Below are 21,312 nucleotides of genomic sequence, written 5' to 3'. Positions count from 1 at the left end.
GCATATACCGTTGCCTGCAGTCTCTATGCACTCGGATTTGCCGGATATTTCTGGGAGTTTTTTCACAAATATGTGCCCGGCCTGACCGAAAGCCTGTACAGCATAGTGGGACCAGAACAGGCCGTCCTGGCGATTACCTTTTTGATCGGAGTGATGTTTACCTGGTTGAACGTTCGCGGTGCCGAGGTTACCGGCAAGACCGAAAATATCCTGACAATCTCCAAAATCATTGTACTGGCAGTTTTCATCTTCTACGGTTTGAGAAAGATTATGGAGCAACCGACCGAGGCGATGGAGAGCTTTACCCCCTTCTTCCCGACCGGGCTGGGGGGCGTGATTGTCGCCATGGGCCTGACCTTCATAGCCTTTGAAGGCTATGACCTGATCGCCACTGTTGCAGAGGAGATTAAACAGCCGGAAAAGAACATCCCGCGAGCGACCTTTATCGCTCTCGGCATGACCGTGCTGATTTATTTGCTGATCCTATTCGTTTCGCTGGGAGCGGTCAATCCCGATGGTCTGCCCGGATGGCAGTTTCTCGGCAAGTTCAAGGAGACCGCGATAGTACGCGCGGCCGAAGGATTCATGCCCGCTTTCGGGGTTGCGGTGATCGTATTCGGCGGTCTGCTGTCAACTATGTCCGCATTGAACGCGACAGTTATGGCCGCCTCACGGGTGGCATTCTCAATGGGTCGCGATCTCTGGCTCCCTAAAAAGATGGCCACAATTAACGTCAAAACGCGTACACCGCATGTGGCTATTTTCGTAACCGGTATAATCCTGGTGACGATGGCATTGACCTTGCCGATCGAGGCAGTGGGATCAGCTGCCAGCCTTATTTTTCTGCTCAGTTTCGCCTTGGTCAATCTGGCAGTTATCGTATTGAGAAGAAAACATCCGGAAATTCCACGTAAATACAAAGTACCGCTGTACCCCGTGATCCCGGTGCTCGGGTTCTTGCTGAACATATTTTTGGCACTGTACCAATTCAAGTTTCAACCGATCGCATGGTTTGTAACAATCGGCTGGGTTGCGGTCGGCCTGCTTTTGTACTACGCTGTATTCGAGAAACGTTCAGCCGAACTCGTTCCACAGGTGCTGATGCCCCGTCGGGCGGCGGGACCATCGGATATAGTTCCCTCGGTACTGGTCGCTCTGCACAATCCGGATAACGTGGAAACGCTGATGAACCTGGCGATCTCGGAAACACGCCGTCGTGAAAGCAGATTGATAGCGATTTCAGTGGTCGATGTTCCCAGGCAAATGCCGATTCATGAGGGGATGCGTTTCGCCAACCATAAAACACCGCTTTTGAACAAAGCACAAAAAATTGCCGCGGAAAATAAGATCGGAATCGAGACCGACTTGATCATAGCCCACAATGTAGCTGATGGCATCCTGGCTTCGATCGAACAACATCGGGCCGAGTCGCTGGTAATGGGTTGGAAAGGTCATGCCCGCGCCCGCGATCGAATATTTGGCGAGATCACAGACAAGGTTGTCAGGATGGCTCCCTGCGATCTTCTGCTTCTGAAAATCGGTGAAAAGAAAAGATTCGAGAAATGCCTGTTCCCGACAGCGGGAGGACCTCATGCCCTTCTGGCGGCTGATGTGCTCGATGGGTTCATTGATCATAACGACATGAAGCTGACTCTGAGCTATGTGGTCAATCCCGATGCTCCTGAGATAGATCGTGAGAATGGTCGCAATTTCATGCAGACAACCAAGGAAAGAATATCTCAGGCGAAAGATGTCCAATCAAAGATCATAGAATCCAAATCGATTGCCGGAGGAATCGCCAAAGCGGGTCGGGACTATGACCTGTTGATCATTGGTGCCGCCCGGGAGCCGATGTTCCAGAAAGTTTTGTTCGGGGAGATCCCGGAAAAAGTTGCCCGTTACTCACCGACATCAGTGCTGGTCGTCAAACGCTACGAAGGCGCGGTCAAATCGATCATCAAGAAAATATTTGGATAGAAACAGACGAGCGCAAATAATTCAACAACAAGCGACTCTATTAAATATTCGCTCCAATAGGGCTTCCGCTTCGTTTTTATTCGGGAGGAGCCATAAATTCCGGGCCGACCGGATCGGTAATCGTTTCTTCGGTAATCTGGCGAATCCGTTCGAGATCGGCCGGCATCAACTTGAAATCATCGATCTCATCCAGTATATCCAGATGATGCGGTTTGCGGGCTCCCAGCAGGCTTACCTCGATCCCGACATCGATCAGCCAGCGCAGTGCCAGATGAATCACATGTTTTTGATATTTCTCACGCGCGTATTTTTCCAGGCTATCGACCGCCTGCAGATACTGCTTGAAACGCTCCCCCTGAAACTTAGGGTCGACTTTGCGTAAATCATCACCATGAAATTCAGTAGATGAATCGATCTTGCCGGAAAGCAATCCACGACAGAGAGAACCGTAAGTCATCAGGGCGATATTGTTTTTGAGGCAATACGGTACCAGATCCTCTTCGATTCCACGTTCGAAGATATTATAGGGAGGCTGAAGGAAGTGAAGCGGGGCAACCCTGCGGAAAGCATCCATCTGGGCAATATCGTAATTGCTCACACCGATAGCACGTATCTTACCCTGGTCGAACAGCTCTTTCATCGTCTCCGCGGTTTCTTCGAAAGCGACTTCTTTATCCGGCCAGTGGATGAAATATACATCCAGGTAATCCACGCCCAGCCTCGAAAGTGAATCGTCGACTTCTTTAAGGATCCGTTCGCGCGAGGAGTTGCGTTTGACATTTTCATCTTCATCCCATTCGAGAGCACATTTAGTCGATACAATGATCTCCTCGCGATGGCCGAACTGGGAGAGGGCTTCACCCACAATTTTTTCGGCGTGACCGAAGCCGTAGATCGGAGCGGTATCTATCAAATTGATCCCTTTCTCGAGCGCTCCGATTACAGTCTTGACCGCATCGCGATCATCGGAACCACCCCACATCCAGCCTCCGATCGACCACGATCCCAGGCCGATTCGACTGACTTCAATCTTCAACGGATTCACTTTCAGCTTTTCCATGCTACCACTCCTTTGGGATTACAACAATGTAAACAGCCATTATATTATATACAATGAAGCATAGCCTGACAGGTTTCAATAAAATTTAAACGATCGAGAAAGAAAAAAAAAGGGGACAGGCTCGAAGAGCCTATCCCCACACACGCGATAGTGCTATAAGGTGGTTATTTCATCAGTATCATCTTATGCGAGACGACCTGGTCGGAGGCCTGCAGACGATAGAGATAAATTCCTGAACTGTAAGCCGAACCATCCCAGTTGATCCTGTGCAATCCAGCCTCGAGACGACCATCGATGAGGACTTCGACTTTCTGGCCGGTGATATTGAAGACTTCCAGTTTGACATCAGAAGCACGATTCAGGCTGAATTCGATTTCAGTCGACGGGTTGAACGGGTTCGGATAGTTGTGTGTTTCGAGTTCGACTGTCATGGATGAATCCGGCATTGACGAGCCGACAATGCTCTCGACAATCACGCAGATCATCGCTTCGGGACAGGCCGGTATGCATTCCGGATCGATAGTGCCGTACACACAGACTGAATCGCCGGCACCATAGATTCCATAGTCATCCAGTTCAGCATACAGGCTGTCGCCCATGGGGCCACCGCCGTACGGATCAAACAACAGACAGCCGTTGATATCAACTAAATATCCACAAGCCATGAATTCTGGATCGGGACCCGGATCGTTAAACGGCGAAATCATGTTTTCGGTAACGCAGGCGTCGGCATCACTGCAATCGGTATCGCAGTTATAGTCGACGAAACCATCGACACAGACCGAATCGCCGACTGTGAAATCACCATAGTTATCCAAGGCGAACATAATGCCCAGGCTGTCACCCAGTGGAGTGAAGAGAACGCAATCTGTGCCCTGGGTCAGAACACCGCAGGCATAAAATGGATTCGGGCCGGGACCCGGATCGTTAAATGGCGAAATCATGTTTTCGGTAACGCAGGCATCGGCATCACTGCAATCGGTCACACAGTCGATATCGATCATCCCTTCGACGCAGACCGAATCGCCGACTGTGAAATCACCATAGTTATCGAGAGCGAATAACTGCGGGATTCCCCCGAAGGGTGAGAACAGCACGCAGTCAGTACCCTGTACGAGTACACCGCAGGCCATGATAGTATCAATATCGGGAGAATCAAACGGCGCGATCGTGTTACTGTCGACACAGGCAGTTGCTTCATCGATACAGACGGGATCGCAGTTATCACCAAATAATCCCTGGATACAGACGGAATCACCTGCCACGAAGTCGCCGTAATTTTCGAGAGCAAAGAAATCGCCCTGGCTTCCAAACGGCTTAAAGAGGGTGCAATATAGACCTTCAACAAGAACCCCGCAACCTGAATAGTGAACCGGTGGAGGTTCGACAGCTTCGATGGTGTTATCGACAATGCATCCGTCAGCATTGACACAGGAAGTGACGCAATCATAGATCAGCGTACCGGTCACGAATACAGTATCGCCGGAAGCAAAGCCGCCGTAGTTGTCGAGCACGAACTGATGGTTCGGTCCCATCGGGCTGAAATAGAGACAGGTGCTGTCCTCCACCAGAATTCCGACACCCTCGAAGGGGATCCCATCCGGGATACCATCGTAAGCTTCGATTTCATTGTCGACAATGCATCCGACGGCCTCGCTACAGGGAGAGTCACAGTTAAACTGCATCAGACCATCGACACAGACCGAGTCGCCGGCCACGAAATCGCCATAATTTTCAAGCTCAAATTTTAAACCATGCGCACCCATCGGCGCAAACAAAAGACAATCCACTCCCTGGTAAAGCACCCCGCAGGCATAAAAAGGAATGCCCGGGAAGCTCATGCCAGTGACCACGACCGTTTCACAGTCCTCGGCAATAAAGCCATTGCTGTTTGCGCTCACACAGAGCGTATAAACAGCCTCGAACGGTGGAAAATGCAATGTGAAATCATGGCTGACAGTGGCCCCGGCCGGTAGATAAACCGGTACGTCAGTGACCTTAATTATCGTGTCAACCATGCCGTTCATATCCATCGCCAGTTCAAACGTAAGCAGGATTTCGGCCGCTTCGGAAGCGCAGTTGGTCATTTCAAAGGAACCATCAACCCAGGCCGCGCCGTTATCCGCGCTAACGGTATCATCCAAAACCAGATCGACGGTCACACAGCCCGAATCTGACATGCCCATGCTGATATCGCCGGTAGCCGCGGTCTGGATATCCTGGGCCAGATCATTTAACGTATTGGTCACGTTATCGACCACAGACATCCCATCGTTTTCTCCAATCGGACGATCATTTGCGGTAAGCCCCGGTTTACCAAAGTTCTGACCCTGGTTGCCATCGGCCAAAAGCGACGCGGAAGCGACAAGAATCATTAGACAGGTTAAAAGCGGAACGAATGCTTTTTTCACGTACAACCTCCTCTGTTTGTGAATCGTATGTTTTCAGATTTCTATAATACAGGTAGGAAAACGAGCCCGATAAAATACATCAAATTGACATTTCAACAAAAAACCCCGCCGTCTGACAGCGGGGTTGTAATAATTAAGTCTATTAATCAGGGACAGCAGATATCCTGACCGGAAAATGCGAAACTGATCAACGCGACCGCATCTGAGATATCCACAGTTTGATCACAGTTAGTGTCGGCCGCCTCAAGCGGATCGGGCGCGGGACTGCCCGGGATAAAAGCGTAGTTGATAATAAACACAGCATCGCTGACATCCACAAACCCGTCGGAATTGGCATCGCCACAATCACCCGGCTGACCGCTTCCCGAGGCCGATGTTACAGCCTGGGCAATATCCAGACGACCATAAGCGTAATATGGATCCGGCGGGAAGATCGTACCGCTCTGAAGATTCGTTTCCGCAGTCATCCTCAACAGTATCTCCATTTCCTGCGGAGTAAGATCAGGGTTTACTTCAATCGCCATAGCACAGGCGGCAGTTACAAAGGCGGCGGCAAACGAAGTACCGCTCCAGTTTCCCCAGTCGTAATCGCCAGACAACGCGCTGTACAGGTCAACCCCCGGCGCGCAGATATCTATGAAGGCACCGTAGTTAGTAAAGTCTGCCGGTTGATCGAGTGAATCTATGGCCGAGACTGCGATGACCTGTGGCAACGCGGCGGGATATACCGGAATTTCCTGCGATGAGTTACCTCCCGCGGCAACTATCGTTATCCCGCTTGAAACAGCGCTGCTGCAGGCGATCGCCATAAGTTCTGTGTAATCTGACATACCGAAACTCATGTTGATAACGTGGGCTCCGCTGTCGATAGCATAGTAAATAGCCTCGGCCAGGTCGAATGTCGACCCGACCCCGTTTTCGTTGAGTGCCTTTATCGGCATTATCTGCGACCCGGGTGCGGTCAGACTGACCAGACCGGCAATGAACGTTCCATGGCCGAGAGCAGTACCGGAATCTTCAGAAGGATCGGCATCCTCGTTGTAGAAATCATAACCCGGTTTCAAATCCACATAATCGAATAGTGGATGATTGAAATCAAGACCGTTGTCAATTATCGCAACTACTTTGCCCGATCCATCAGCCAGAGTCAGAGCGGAGTCCCTTCCGATCGCGTCGAGCGCATTCTGGTCGTAATACTCCTCGGGACTGTAATCGACATCGAGAGGAGGCGCGTATTCATCAGGAAACGACATGCTCATTTGCAAAACTTCCGGTGAACCGCTTTCAAGGTTCATTTCCGCGAATTTGACCTGCGGGTTAGCCCACAAAAACTGAAAGACCGAATCCATCGTGGTTGTGTCCACGAGATCGACCAGGTAAATACTGTGGTTGGCGATACTGTCCAGAATCTGGATATCGAGATTGGCAATTACAGAGTCGAGTTCGATGCCTTCCTCGAGTTGCAAAACAATATTTCCGGGCACAGGCACGCCGGGCAGATTCGCCAGCGTAATGGTGTTGTAATAGATATGGCCTTCGGCTTCGGGACAGCCGGACGGGATTTCCCAGGATGTCCATCCTCTTACAAAGACCGTATCACCGGCCCCGAAATCACCGTAGTTATCGAGTGAAAACAGTTCGTAAACTCCGCCCGGATCAAATACCAGGCATCCGGTTCCCTGTTGAAGCACGCCGTAGCCCTGGAAAGGGAAATAAAAGATCGTATCGCTTTCGAGAACGGCATTGTAAACACACCCGACCGCGGGACCGCAGGCGGAATCGCAGTCCATGACCAGGTCGCCGATGACACAAACTGAATCACCGACAGGAAAACCACCGTAATCATCGAGTGAGAGTTTGAAGTTGGGATTAAAATCAGGCACGAACAAGGTGCAGTCGTCGATTTGAACAATCACACCACAGGCCTGAAAGGCATCGGCCCGGGCCTTTCCAGCCGTCAAAAGAATTAAAATAATCAATGATAGTAACAGCGGTGTTTTAAAAAGAAGTTTTCTCATAGCATCTATCTCCATCTAACGATTATACTCCCAGAAGTACAAAGGGGCTCCAGAAAGCTGGGTTTGAATTTATACTATTTATTTTGTCGAGTGCCCTGTAATAAGCACGATGAATGTCCGGCTCATTACTTAGCGCGGTATAAAACTCTTTCATGAACATCATACTGATTTTATCGGATAATGGCCACAAAGAGGCCAGAACGTAACGTGCACCGGCCTGGTAAAAAGCGCGTGCCAGGCTGAATGATCCGCCATAATTCAATCCCGGCGCAGCGGTCTGACATCCGGACAGACAAACAAGCTCGGAATTGATTTCCACCCCGAACAGATCGAAGGGAAAGAACGGGCCGTCGCCAAACAAAATTCGAGAGAACAGCGGATTTTCGGAATCACGTGAGGCGTGCGAGGCGATATGCACAAATCCCTTTGATCTTTTAAGTTCATGCTTGAGGTTGAAAAGTGTCGCCCTTTCGCCGGTGTAAGTCTTAGAGGTGGGAAAAGCTTTATGAATAATCTCCCCCTCGAGTTGAGCCATTGGCAACGATTCGGCCCGGGCGGTGAATACCGCGCTCCTGCCAAGTCTGGCCGATGACAGCTTTTTTCCGCGACTTGCCAGGTCGTCGGGATTTACCAGGTTTACCAGGCTGTATCTCTGCCACAAACTGCGTCCATCCTCGTCGGTCAAGGCCGAAAACGGCACCTGCCCGAAGATACCGTCAGCCATGATCAAGAGCCTGTCGATACCGGAATCGAGCTGCATTTTTTCGACCAGGTGTTCGTTGAGAACGTGCAGGAAATGATTCATTACCCGGACAGGTCCCGAATCTCCAAGCGGATAATGAACAGATTTTTCGCACAGGAAATGGAGTTCGCGCAATATTGAATTGAAGGCTTTACGGCTGATACCGCAATCGACAAAACGAGTCGAGTCCCGCCTGACACAAAACGCGCCGACATCGTTACCTACCAGCAGGTAGCTTATCAAAACCTCATTTGAACGCAGGTATTTGTGGGGATCGAAATCCGAACCGGACTTCGATTCCGCGTCGTTTTTCGACGGATACAAAAATGACCGGATAGCCCGCTCATTGCGCCACAGGCCACGGTCAATTTTACGAAGTTCTCTTGAGTCGCCGACAGCTCGGCGATCGGCGGAAGGAGGTGTCATCAATTGTTTTAGACGACTTCTGAGTCGGTCGCGCTCGACCAAATATTTTTCAGGCACCTGCTTTTTAAGCCGGGCGGGACTGATATTTCTGAGGTTTATCAGGCTCAAAGCGCGGGACTGTTGAAGAAACGACTGGCGAGTGCGCCCCAGCTTCAGAAGGCATTCAACAGAGTTGAGATAAACATCATATTTATCCAGTGTATAGAAAAACCGGATTTCATCGGGATACATGCCCACAAGGCTTTTCTCTGTCTGCGCGATAGCCTTGCGGAAATACCTGAGAGCCTGACTGTAATCCTCACGCTGTAGAAAATGTTCTCCAAGTAGTTTGTTCAGGATATGCTTCTGGTATTCAAGTAAATTCTTTTTGAGAAGTGCGGTAGCTTTTCCACAGGCAGGATTTGACTTCCCGGACCTGAACATAATTTCGGTCAGCATTATTTCCGCATCGACAATCCGACGGTTGTCATCCGCCCTCACAAACAGCTTGCGCGCTTTATCGGCCGTGTTGTGACTCCGGACGAATTTGTTTTCCGCCAGTTCAAGGCGGCTCAACTGCATTTTCGCGATCCCCTGCCAGAGGTAATTAGCCTGCTTTTCAAACAGCCGTTCGGCTGTCCTGAGACGATTGCGTGCCGGTTTGTAATCGCCTGTTTTCATCAATGCCTTTCCGGCAAAGAAGGAGGCTTTGGCTTTTTCATACTTCATACCCGTCCGGTCGAATCTTTCGATCACCTGTTCAGCCTGGGTCACAGCATTCGTGTACTGGTTCAGGTCAATATCGATTTCAGCCATATCCAGAAGGGTGACATCGGCCGATTTCTCATCACCAAGACGCTTAAATTCAGAATAGACCTGTTCGAACAGGCGCAGGCTGTGGGAGAATTTCTCGCGCAGAAAATATACATACGCCAGAGAATATCTGGCCTTGGCGACCGCAAGTTGCTGGTTGTGTTCGGAGAAGATTTCAGCCGCTTCTTCATACAATTTTTCGGCCTCGTCAAGACGGTTCAGGTTCATGCAGATATTTGCCCGGTTGAATTCAACCAGCGCCAAAGCCGGCCCGCCGACATTCATGAAGATTTTGCGGGCACGGTCGTAATAACGCAGAGCCATACGATTGCGGTCCTGGCGATGATAGATATTTCCCAGGTTGGTCAACAGCCTTGCAATAAGGTTTTGGTTCTTCTTACTGTGGAAATAACGTAACGCCTTCCGCCCGGTTCTGAACGCCCTGTCATACTCCCCCAGGTACATATGGACGTCCAACAGCCCCAGGCGGGTTTTCGCGGCCTGCTCGAATTCCCGGGCCGCCACCATCTTATCAATCGCCTTTAGATACAGACTTCGAGCCCTTATGCTGTTGCCCTTCCAGTGCTCTATACGAGCTTCGATTGCTTCCAGTTGCGGCCTGTACGCGGGAGGAAAGAACTTCTTTAATCCTGAAGCTTTCTTCAGGTAATCATCAGCTTTCACAAGGTCACTGCGCAGATAATTATTTACGCTTGTGTTGATCGCTTTGAGCAATCGACCTGGATCACCTTCAAAGCTCTCATTCAAAAAGGCACGGAATTCCTCTGCTGTCCTGAATTTCGGTATTTTTTGTATTTCACTCATAATTCGATAATCAGACGGCCCAAAATTTCACTACCGGATCTGATCGTCATCTCGTAGCTGTCCGCTAAAATCTTTTCAAAGCGGAACATGGCAAACTGATTCGCCTCAACTTCGAACCGGCCGACATCGCCGACCAGCTTAATAGACAGCCTTTGATCTTCATCCCGATCGCTCAACTGCCCGATCATTTCAAATGAATGCAATGAGATCGGGTAGATTGAAATATCCAGGTAGCTCTGTCCGAGTTTATAGCGCAAACGACGGGTATCGACAGTTGCCGGGCGCACTCCCTCCGGCAATGGCAGAAGTTTAGAATCAAACAGTGTTACAGCCCGCCGATTATCACGTTCGGCTTGTTCAAGCTCAATTAGCTGGCGATCGAGCAGGCTATGGGCGGCCTGGCGAAGATATTCGAAGCTGTGATCCAAACTACCGGATTTCTCAGCCTTCAAAAAATCTGCCATATCGGCCAGCACCTGATCTGCCACGAGCTCCTTTTCAAAAGCTTTTCGCTCCTTTGAATTCATCCGGCCGGAAAGATATTTCTGCAGGCGTTCAAATTTTTCAGTATCAATTGACATACTTACCTCTATATAAAGTGTAATTTTCGATCTTAAAAAATACCTAAATCGGTTTCATTTTACCCTTCAACTTACGATACAGTTTTTCCAGCGCCCTGGAGCGGGTCGGTCCGATCGAAGATTCAGGTATATTTAAGTATTTTGATATCTCCCGGTAGGATAACCCGCGCCTGTCCAGAAACAGCAGTTTCAGCAATTTGGATTCCTTTATCGGCAGGCTTTCCAGCGCTTCGGACAGTAGCTCACGGTTTTTTATCCTGAGGTAAAATGATTCGGCTGAAATACCATCCGAGCCATCGTCAAGGACATCTTTGTTTTCAATGAACTCGTTAAATTTCAATGAGTTGTAGTACGCGTAAATCTGCCTGCGCGTGATTGTCGAGACAAACGCATAGATTTTTTTCGGATCCGATATGGAATCAATCGATTTCAGCAGTTCCAGGCAGACCTGCCCGTAAATGTCGAAACTCTCGTCCCGGGAGAGACGGCTCTTGTGGCAGATCGAAAATATCAGGGGTGCAATTAAATCGATCAGCTCATGCCACGCAGATTGATCACCGGAACTGCACTTGCGTATAAGATTTGTCAGCGTAATTCGGGATGATTGCTTCATGCGGAAAAGCTATTCACCTTTTCTATCATCACTTTCTCATTTGCAGTACCAAAAAGATAAAAATAGTCCTCCGCAATTACAAGCTTATTAATAACAGTGTGGATATAACCGTGAAAAAATACAAAAAATTGTACAATCTGTAATTTAAGATAAGCTGTTTAGCTCAAGTATAAGCCTTTTTGCGCTTTCTATTCAGTTCTGTACGGATCGCAGAAGCCAGAGTTTTAAGCGTGACAGGTTTTTTTATAAAAGCGCCAACTCCCAGCTTCTGGGCTTTGATAACACGCTCCGTTTCCGAAAAACCGGACATTATAATCGCTTTCTGGTCAGGCTGTATGTCGATTACACGTTCGTAGGTCTCCGCGCCGTCTATACCCGGAGGCATAACCATGTCAAGAATCAATAAGTCAAAACGCTCTGATTTCAGGATCTCGATCGCTTTTTCACCGCATTCGACCTCGCTTACGCTGTAACCGAGTTTTTTAAGCAGTTTCGAGGTCACATCACGCTGGACACGATCGTCATCGATAATCATGATTTTCTCGTTTCCACCCTGAATTTCCGCCTCGGATTCATCTCCCCTGCTTTCGCGCGAAACCGGGAAGTAGAGATAAAACGAAGTTCCCTGGCCTGTTTTTGTCTCGAGATCAACAAAACCCTCGTGGTCTTTCATGACCGCATCAACGATACTGAGCCCCAGTCCGGAACCGCGTTCGCGGTCAGTTTTTTTCGAAGTCACAAACGGATCGAAGACTCGGTCGACCAGATTCTCGGGTATACCGCAACCATCATCAGAAATAGTAAGCTTGATAAATTCACCCCGTGGCACCTGGCCGAAAGCGATGCTGACATCATCGGCGTAAAAGTTCTCGGTTTTTACGGTTATAGTTCCGATATCTCCGATAGCATCGCGGGCATTGCTCAGCAAATTAGATATTACCCGGTGGATCTGGGCAAAACCGCCCTTGATATTCATAAGATCATCAGCGAGTTCGAGCCGGCATTTGACTGTGGCTGAGTCAATACGCGCTTCCCTTACAGCCTGCAGCACAACTTCATTGAGATTAATGATGTCATGGCTGTAATGCCCCCGGCGCCCCAGGGTCAGCAGTTGTTGATTGATATCGGCCATGCGCCTGGCAGACATTTCGATATCGTGGAGATAGGTTAGAACCGTATGGTTGCGCGGAAGTTCGCAACGCATCAGTTCTGGATAAGCAATCAACGGTCCCAGCAAGTTGTTAAAATCGTGAGCAATCTGCCCGGCAAATGTTCCGGCTGTCTCCAGTCTCTGGGCGCGCGCTTCGAGTTCGCGCAAGCGCTTGGTCTCGGTAATATCCGCGCAAAATGCCATGAAGCTGTTATCGGTCAAACGGACCCCATCCATCGAGGCCCAGAGTTCGGTTCCACTCTTTGTCAGTATGCATATTTCAGCATTGACATGGCCGTTTTTCTTGAGTTCCTGGAATGATTCGATTCCGTTTTTCTCGAAATCCGGATGAGCGAGATCAGAGATCGTCATGTTCAGCAACTCGTCTTTGGAGTAGCCGGTCAAGAGTATAGCCGCATTGTTAACATCGATATACCGCCCGGAATCATCGACAACAAAGATGCCGTCGGGAGCGAGGGATATATAGCTTGCCAGCTTTTCCTCGCTGGCACGGAGTTTCAATTCCGCATTTTTGCGTTCGGTGATGTCCTGGAAGATCCCCCTGACTCGCAGGCATTTGCCGTCAATGAATTCCGGCTTGCCAATCGTCCTCACCCATATGCGCTTCTCCTTTGCGGTTTTCAACTGCAATTCCAGATCGAATGATTTATTTTTTGCAATCGCATCACGAACAGCACGGGTGATTATCGGACGGTATTCAGGCTCATAGAATTCAGTTCCATTTTTTATGTTCGGTTTAAAATCATCCTCAACTTCATGAATCAGACGAGTGGTTTTTGTCCATTTCAACTCGTTGGTTTTGAGGTCAACTTCCCAGCCTCCGACTCTCGCGATATCGCCGGTTTCATTCAGAAGGAACTCGGAGTCACGCAGGGCTTCTTCAGTTTGTTTCCTCTTGGTGATGTCAGTCGAGATACCACACAAAGCGACAACTCTGTCATTCTCATCATGTACAACCTGGGTTCTGCAGTCAAGGATGATCTCTTTTCCATCGCTGGTGTAGTTTACGATTTCACCCCGCCAAAAACCGTGCTTTAATGTTTCCTCGACGATCTCACTCTGGCTGGCACCCTGCTCCGGGTCTTCACCATAAATTTCCACTGAACTGCCGATAAGTTTTTCTTTCGGGTAGCCGAGAGTTCTTACCTCTGCTTCATTAACATAAGTAATTCGACCTTTCAGATCGGTGATCGTGACGCGATCCTGGATCTGGTCCAGCACGAGGGAATTCAACCTCAGTTCGGATTCCGCTTTTTTTCTCTCGGTTATATCAACAAAGACCGTCAGGGTCGCCTTTTCGCCGTTATAGTCAATCAGGTTGCTGTAACTTTCAATCCAGCGTACCTGCCCGGAACGGTCTATAAACCTGTATTCTCTGATCGGTGCGAGCTGTTCTCCAGCCAGGCGTTTTCTGAAATTGCCTAGAAATTCCTCACGGTCATCCTCATGGATAAGGCAACTCAGCTTTTCAGGCGACATGGATACCAGTTCCTCTACGCTGTAACCAACCATATCGGCAATCGCCTGGTTGGCGAAACTCAGCCTGATAGGATTATCCTGGGCGATGATTACACCCTGCAGGGATTTTTCTACAAGAGTTCGATATTTCTGTTCGCTCTCGCGGATTTTCTGTTCGGCTTTTCTCTGCTCAGTCATGTCGCGTCCGATCACGAGCGCGGCGTCCTTACCATCGATCTTGATCGGCACCGAGGTCGACTCAGACCAGATGAATGCACCGTCAGGTCGCTGTATCTTAAGCTGCATCGATTTATTTGCCGAACCGGACTTGACTTGTTTCATTCGTTCGATTATAGCCTGATGACACTCCGGGGCGATCGTATCCAACGCGCTTAGACCAATTATTTGCGAGGGATGATCGTAACCCAGCATCCGTGCGCTGGCGTGGTTGCCAAAAACATATCTGCCATCCTGTACCAGTAAAATCGAAACCGGGGCCGCCGAGATCAGCTTCTTGAAACGTTCCTCGCTTTCATGCAAATCGCGTTCCGCTTTTTTGCGAGCAGTAACATCCCGGCCGGTTGCGATAAAACCATATGGATTACCATTGCTATCACGCAAAACGCTGGCGGAAACATCAACGAAGATACGAGTGCCGTCGGTTTGGATCAATTCGTAATCGAGGCTGATGAGTTTTTGGGAGGACTGCACACGCTTGATATCCTCGGTGAGACTGTTTTTCAAATCTTCACTGATGTAATTGTAGAGGTTCTGTCCGATGTAATCATTTTTACTTTGAATCTTTAACAGGTCAAGGGCCGCCCGGTTGCACTCAAGTACATTCCCATCAAGGTCAGCCACCGTGATCGCATCGGGGCAAACATCGATTATCGAATTCAAGTGAGTCTCCAGACAGGTGTCAAATGTGGATTGAGGCATGTTTTTATTGCGCAGTTTTCTGAGTAAGAATATAACCGAAATGGTAAATATAAAAACTATGCTCAGACTATTTACCACCATCCCTGCCATTACAGAGTCAGCGAAAACATCCTCCAGAACAGAGTACAACAGCCATTCTACCAGGAAAACAGAGACCGCGGTCAGCGCAATCGTATTGAATAAGATCTTACTGCGAGACCACATATTCCTGGCAGGATCGTTTTTATCAGTGGCTTCGGAATCGGACACTCTCAACTCCTAAATAGTTTATCTATTCTCAGCTCCTTAGCATCAGTCGACTCACGCAATTGAGTGCAAAATTTGAACAGTGGTATGTTGACCTCTAAATGCTATACTGCACATGCCCCAAATAGCTGTTTTTAAGTTCCAGATTGGTAGACGGTCAAGAGCTATTCACTTAATTATTAATATCGGATTATCGTACTGAATTCTTATCGATTCATGCCATTAAGATGAAAATGCTCAACAACATTATAAAAGAATTACCATTGCAGGTCAATTTGTATTTTATACGGTTTAACTACCCGGTTCAACAAAGGTATCCCTGAGGATTCAGCAGGTCTGAAATTTAACAGTCAAATTCACCATCGGAGTCGAGGTCGCAGGGAGGCGAACCACTCATAAAAATAAAATTGATGATATAAAAAGCGTCGCTGAGGTCAGCAGAGGAGTCACAGTTGACGTCAGCAGACTGAAGCGGTGAAGGCTCTCCGCCACCCAAAAATATGTAATTGATTATATATACCGCGTCGCTGATTTCAACCGCTCGATCCAGGTTGACATCGCCACATTGAATAGTAAAAAAGTCCATTGAATTCACAGACCAGCTTTCATTTTGAAAAAGATCGACCGCGCGCACCTTCCACCAGTAGTGAGATGCAGGCTTAAGAGATTCCGGCAGGACAGCAAAAGTATCCGTGTAATCAGAGTATTGCACGACTTGATTGAAACTGCTGTCCTCGGAAAGATAGACTGTATAGCTGACAGTATCGAGAGGATCGGGATCGAGCGCACAAGTCCACTTGAACACCGGGTTCAAGTCAGCCAAGGGGATGTTGTTCGAGTCAGGTGGAAATATCAAATCAAACATCTCCGGGGCAGTGTTAACCGAGTTGACAAAAAAGGTCTTTTTATCAGACCAGGACGATTTTTCATAGCCATCGTAAGATCGCGCCTGCCAATGGTACCTCTGGTCTTCTTCCAGGGCCTGAGTGCAGATCCATGAAGTTGAATCTATCGCTTGCGTGACCAGCGGACTTTCTATCACGATCTGATCTAAATCATCGAATATAATGAATTCATACAACAGCGTATCTCCATCAGGATCACCTGAATTGAGCAGGTAAAGCTCCGGTTGTGTTCCGGTAATGGCACTATCGAGGGGATTCAATGGTTGCGGGATGCCCGGAAGAGAATTCATACGAAATGAAATCTGACACCAGTCTGACCAGTTCGAATCATCGCCGATTCTGAGCCGCAGACAGCAAGCCTGACCATCGGAAAGCGGTGATCCCTCATAAACCGCTAAACTACCCGTCGAATATGTAACAGGCGGATCCCACAATTCAGCTACCTGCCAGTTTGAATCCTCACCAATTTCGATTTCATAGCGGGTCTGTGAAAAACCGGTGTAAGAAGAATCGCTCCATGTAAACACCGGCTGATGCTCAATGACGTTCAAAAGGGAAGACTCATCTTCGATATTGATCTCGGTAATCTGTGCAAACAGGCATCCAGCTTCCACCGGTCCAATCACATCAGCGCACAGGTTGTTATCGGGCAGGCAACAAGATTGGTCAGTTACACTATATTGGCCGGGACCGGGATCGCAAAACATCGGGTCACACGAGAGATTTGTGGAATCCGGGCTGAAACCGGAGTAGTCGGAATCAGCATGCCCCCATGAGTTATTGCACTTTATTGAATCGGTATAATTCGGATCAGGTGCAAGGCTGATACCTGAACAGTTTTCATTCTGCGCGACCAAATTATTGGTACATACGATCGCTTTGCCCGGGTTCGTTACAGCCAGCGCATTGCCGAAATCAGCATAAAAAATGTTTTTATAAAGCAAATTGTTTTTTAACACGCAGTCTTCGCGACAGGAGTTCAGCCATACAACGGCATATCCGCTGTCATTAATGTTGCAGGCCAGGATATTCTCATCGAAACTCGGCACCCCGAACATCGGATAAGAATCGAAAGATATGATCGCACCGTACGCGACCTGGTTGGAATCGAATACGTTTGCACATACATCACCGGCCCCGGTAATCAATCGCAATATCGAAGATCCACCGCTGGTATTATAACGAAACTTGTTACCCAGTACATCCTGATCACAAAATCCACCTGCCCGGAAATAGACAATAGAGCCTGAATCCGAGCTGTTATCTTCAAAGATATTATCACTGACCACGATATCTTCATCATTTGCGCCACAATCGATATGGACCAGGTTTGCCTGAGCGGTGACCTGGTTTGCTGTAAAAGTGTTAGAATCGACTCTGGTTAAACTGACCGGTCCTGTCAAACTCAGGATGTTCGCATCCTGGTTATCTTCGAACAGGTTTTTTCGGTAGATCCCACCGCTAGTTTTTGCCGCAAGGATAGAAAGCGAGCTATTGCCGATAAAATTGTTAGCGTACACTTTTACACCCGCCTGACAATAATCAAGGCAAAGTAAGGCAGAAACGGAGTTCTGCGACCAGCGGCATGAATCGACCGTAAGCAAACCATCGGCATCAAAAATACAGCAGGTGTCGCAAACATTCAAATCGAAGATATTATCATGTAGATAACAGTCGCTACCATAGAGACGAAACAACACCTGCCCGTCATTGGCAACAAAGCTATTGCTTCTCATTATGATTTCGCCGGCACCTTCAAAAGAGAAGAGATCGAGCAGGTTTCCGCTGTTGTCCCGCATCAGGCAGTTGGTCATATCAAAATCGGACTCTCGCAGTTTTATTATCAAACTGCTGGAATTGTCCAGAAATCTGCATGAATCCACCACAAGTCCCGGTGCTGACAACCTGGTCAGCTCAATTGCCGGGGTAACAACTGTGCTGTCAAAAGTAATTCCGCGAATATAAACAGCGCCGAGTGGCAGTTCCTCACCAAAACCGTGAATCACAGGGACCAGCGAATCCAATGGACGAAGGTATGAATATTCGCTTCCTGACTCCGACAGTATAGTAATATCTTTGGAACCGATTGATATATTATCATGGAAATTTCCTTCTCGGAGACAGATCGTATCTATTGCAGTAACAGTGCTGTACGCGTCGCTGATAGATGGAAAATCATCAGGAATATAATATGTTTCGGACCGGATCAATCCCGGTATGAGCAGGGCGAGAAACAGGCCGAAAGTAGTTAGAATTTTCATAAACAAGCTGAATGAATCCATTTCATGTATGCAATATTACACTAATAAGTACATAAATAAACGCCCTGTCAATGATTTTATTGATAAAAAAAGAATCCCGCCCGAGAAAATTCTCAGGCAGGATTTTTTGACTGTACGGAAGATTATTTCATCAGTATCATTTTGCGCGATTTTGAGACCCCATCTACGGTCAAACGATAGAAATACATCCCGGAGGCGACCTCCCTGCCATCCTTGTCAAGGCCGTCGAACCTGATCGTATGGCTGCCGGCCTGCTGTTTTTCCTCGACCAGGGTAATCACTTTCTGGCCGACAACATTGTAGATCACCAGGCTGACTTCAGATTCTTCTTCAAGGGAATAGCTTATCTCAGTTTGGGGATTAAACGGGTTCGGGTAGTTTTGTTTCAGCGCAAAACTTTCCGGCCGGACATCATCTTCATCCAGCTTAACGGTTGCATAGCTTCTGTAATCGAGATAAATATCCTGATTGAGGATCATACCCGCGTTCTTGTAATCATCCAGAAGATGCAACGGTCCGGGATCTACACACAAAACCCGAGCGTCCTCTGCCAGGCGAATCAGCTCAGCCACCGAGGTGGCCAGGCTGGCGGAAACGAGCACTTCCGCATCCCTGTCCTCCAGGCTTAACCAATCCCGATCGCTGATCTCATCATAATTCAATGGATAATTCAGAATTTCATCGTTACCCGATCTATCGAGATAGCGCACTGTCGCAGAATGATGTTCATCGTACGGCAGAAGCATTTCGAGTTCGTTAATTGACAACGGTGAGCAGAATGTAACTACCGCATAGGCATCCTGCTCGCGATCAGCCGCAAGAAGCCGCTGGTAGGCTGAATCGATATAAGCGGACAGATCATCTGCGGATTCGATCTGTGGTTCGACGATGATGAAGCACTGGTGCTCACTGCATTCGACCGTGACCTCCTGGATAGACGCGCTTCCGATCTGGACCGCAAAAAACAACACCAGAAGGAAAGCGATCATAAACAGCTTTCGGCCGGATATTGAAAATATATTCAGCATAGAATACTCCTGACTGTATATTTATCTTCTCATGTTAGTTACACTTACTTTTCCATCTGTTTTGGCATAACAACTTTCATGGTGTCCATACCGTGACCCCGGAGAGTGGTATTATGTCGAATAAAACCGAAATCGATTTCCGCCTTGAACATATCCAGTCCACTCTGACCGAGCTGGTCATTGACCAGGGCCACGAACCCGGCATGGTCGAAGCGGATTACACGTTCCGGCAAGCCGTCATGATCTTCATCGACAATTTCCTCCTCCGGTGGATCATCGACCAGGGCAGAGAGTTTGCCGTTGAGTTTCAGTGAGCGCATATCAACCTGCCTGATATCATATGGTTCTGGAAGTTCGATTTTCGCGGTCACATAGCGATCGGTCGAATTCAGATTGACAGTTTCCGCGAGGAGATCGAAATCAATTTCGATTTCCTCCGCCGAAGCCCACATGGCTGAAGCTTGGACACTCTTACCATCGTTATCAAATGATGCCGTCCAGAGTTCACCTTCTGAAGGATTCAGGACGATATTATCGAGCGCCACCTCCGGCCGTCCGAAAGCAAATGCCGTCTTGAAGATGCCTGAGTTGGAAGAAGTCTCGACCATCTCCCAGTTCATGGTATGGTTCTGGAATTCGCCTTCGACCGCCACACGGATACGGTCAATCACCATTGGATCGAGATTACATTTTGTGCAATTGACCGTCAACACGCCGGGCGTCCCCAATCCGGCAAAATGCCTGCGATCAAAATTGATACTCAGTATGGTCTCGGCAGAGCCCTTGACCGAGAGCAGGTAATCCTGTTGCGCTGTCAAGCCTTCCGGATCGGCGACTTCAAGCTGGATATCATACGTGCCCTGGGCGTCCGCGGGTACCTGCCAGGTCACCTCACCGGTAACAGCATCGACAGTCATCCCGGCCGGTCCCTGAAGCAGATTGAAAGTCAAATCTCCATCTTCAGGATCATTTGCCTGTGCATGGTAGACATAAAATTCCTCCACGATCGTGAGATCACTGGGCACGCTGGTGAACACCGGCGGATCATTGTGTGAAGGCTGATCATAAGTGAACAGGACAGACTCCGAAGGCGCGCTCTCATTGCCGTCGGCATCATGAGAACGAACCATGAAGCGCTGGGTCTCACCCGGCTCGAAGTCAACGATCCTCGCGGTCGTTTTGAGACCGACCGCCATATTGTTCACATAGGCATCGACTTCCGGAAGATCAGTCCAGTATACAATGTAGCCATCGACCAGCGCACTGTCCGCCGGAGGTGTCCATGAAGCATAGGCGGTCGAATCGGTTGACCACAAGTTAAGCCCGGTAGGCGGTGATGGTGCTGTGGATGATTCAGTCACTACCCATCCAGGCCAGTAGGTCCTCGCCATAGTTTCGCCATTTTGCGTAGCACGCGCAAAGAGCCCGTAACTGGAAGCCGGAAATCCGGAAGCATCCAATGTAAACGAGAACGTACCCGGCTCTACCGGAAGGCCTTCACTGACATACCCACCGTCGTAACCTTCCTGGTCCTCGTCCAGACCAAACGCGAGTTCCACCTGCCCGGCCTGACCGTTAAATACACCTTCTACGGTTACATTCATGCCGTCGACCTGAACATCGGTTATACTCAAGCCGGCATTGACAGCTTCACCATAGACATTGATAACAACCTGCTCACCGCCGGCATCAACATCACCGACCGCCCAGTTTCCGGCATAGGGCTGATTGATGATCCAGTAAGAGCGATTGAGCGAGGGCAGTTCAATGAAGCTCAAATCAGCCGCCAAGGCTGAAATGGTATCATCCGGTGTAAACACAGTTCCGGATGGATTGAT

10 protein-coding genes are annotated in these 21,312 nt (G+C 48.7%); 1 reads left to right on the top strand and 9 read right to left on the bottom strand.

The annotated features are described in order from the left end of the window. Positions 1-1,977: amino acid permease (locus GF404_09370; protein ID MBD3382393.1), on the top strand; the 1,977-nt coding region annotated here is incomplete at its 5' end. A gap of 76 nt (positions 1,978-2,053) precedes the next feature. On the opposite strand, the gene GF404_09365 is transcribed toward GF404_09370, so the two are convergent. From GF404_09365 to GF404_09325, 9 genes are all read right to left on the bottom strand, one after another. After that, complete coding sequence (locus GF404_09365) at positions 2,054-3,037, bottom strand: general stress protein (protein MBD3382392.1); 984 nt, start codon at positions 3,035-3,037, stop codon at positions 2,054-2,056. Between the two features lie 164 nt (positions 3,038-3,201). Then, a complete protein-coding gene (locus GF404_09360) occupies positions 3,202-5,448 on the bottom strand; it encodes a T9SS type A sorting domain-containing protein (GenBank protein ID MBD3382391.1) in 2,247 nt (748 codons plus the stop codon). Positions 5,449-5,594: 146 nt separating this feature from the next. Continuing rightward, positions 5,595-7,481: a S8 family serine peptidase gene (locus GF404_09355; protein ID MBD3382390.1), complete on the bottom strand. Its 1,887-nt coding sequence runs from the start codon at positions 7,479-7,481 to the stop codon at positions 5,595-5,597. Between the two features lie 7 nt (positions 7,482-7,488). Next, the gene (locus GF404_09350) at positions 7,489-10,251 is read right to left on the bottom strand and encodes a CHAT domain-containing protein (GenBank protein ID MBD3382389.1); all 2,763 of its coding nucleotides are present in this window, start codon (positions 10,249-10,251) and stop codon (positions 7,489-7,491) included. After that, positions 10,248-10,832, bottom strand: a complete 585-nt coding sequence (locus tag GF404_09345) for a hypothetical protein (protein MBD3382388.1) — start codon at positions 10,830-10,832, stop codon at positions 10,248-10,250. Before GF404_09345 ends, GF404_09350 begins: the two co-directional genes overlap by 4 nt. A 43-nt stretch (positions 10,833-10,875) precedes the next feature. Then, entirely contained in the window at positions 10,876-11,445 is a 570-nt protein-coding gene (locus tag GF404_09340; GenBank protein MBD3382387.1) for a sigma-70 family RNA polymerase sigma factor, read from the bottom strand. A gap of 163 nt (positions 11,446-11,608) precedes the next feature. Next, positions 11,609-15,262: a PAS domain S-box protein gene (locus GF404_09335; GenBank protein ID MBD3382386.1), complete on the bottom strand. Its 3,654-nt coding sequence runs from the start codon at positions 15,260-15,262 to the stop codon at positions 11,609-11,611. Positions 15,263-15,602: 340 nt separating this feature from the next. Further along, on the bottom strand, positions 15,603-18,425 hold the full coding sequence (locus GF404_09330) for a hypothetical protein (protein ID MBD3382385.1): 2,823 nt from the start codon (positions 18,423-18,425) through the stop codon (positions 15,603-15,605). A gap of 143 nt (positions 18,426-18,568) precedes the next feature. Beyond that, positions 18,569-19,192 (bottom strand): T9SS type A sorting domain-containing protein, encoded by a 624-nt coding sequence (locus tag GF404_09325; protein MBD3382384.1) that lies wholly within the window; start codon positions 19,190-19,192, stop codon positions 18,569-18,571. Positions 19,193-21,312: the final 2,120 nt, after the last annotated feature.

The sequence above is a fragment of the Candidatus Zixiibacteriota bacterium genome (assembly GCA_014728145.1).
Classification (GTDB): domain Bacteria; phylum Zixibacteria; class MSB-5A5; order JAABVY01; family JAABVY01; genus WJMC01.
This window is presented reverse-complemented; position numbering and strand designations above follow the sequence as displayed.

Excerpts from the sequence above, each read along its gene's own strand:
- GF404_09350 (MBD3382389.1), bottom strand. The coding sequence starts at position 10,251 with ATGAGTGAAATACAAAAAATACCGAAATTCAGGACAGCAGAGGAATTC.
- GF404_09340 (MBD3382387.1), bottom strand. The coding sequence starts at position 11,445 with ATGAAGCAATCATCCCGAATTACGCTGACAAATCTTATACGCAAGTGC.
- GF404_09355 (MBD3382390.1), bottom strand. The coding sequence starts at position 7,481 with ATGGAGATAGATGCTATGAGAAAACTTCTTTTTAAAACACCGCTGTTA.
- GF404_09365 (MBD3382392.1), bottom strand. The coding sequence starts at position 3,037 with ATGGAAAAGCTGAAAGTGAATCCGTTGAAGATTGAAGTCAGTCGAATC.
- GF404_09325 (MBD3382384.1), bottom strand. The coding sequence starts at position 19,192 with ATGCTTCTGCCGTACGATGAACATCATTCTGCGACAGTGCGCTATCTC.
- GF404_09330 (MBD3382385.1), bottom strand. The coding sequence starts at position 18,425 with ATGAAAATTCTAACTACTTTCGGCCTGTTTCTCGCCCTGCTCATACCG.
- GF404_09345 (MBD3382388.1), bottom strand. The coding sequence starts at position 10,832 with ATGTCAATTGATACTGAAAAATTTGAACGCCTGCAGAAATATCTTTCC.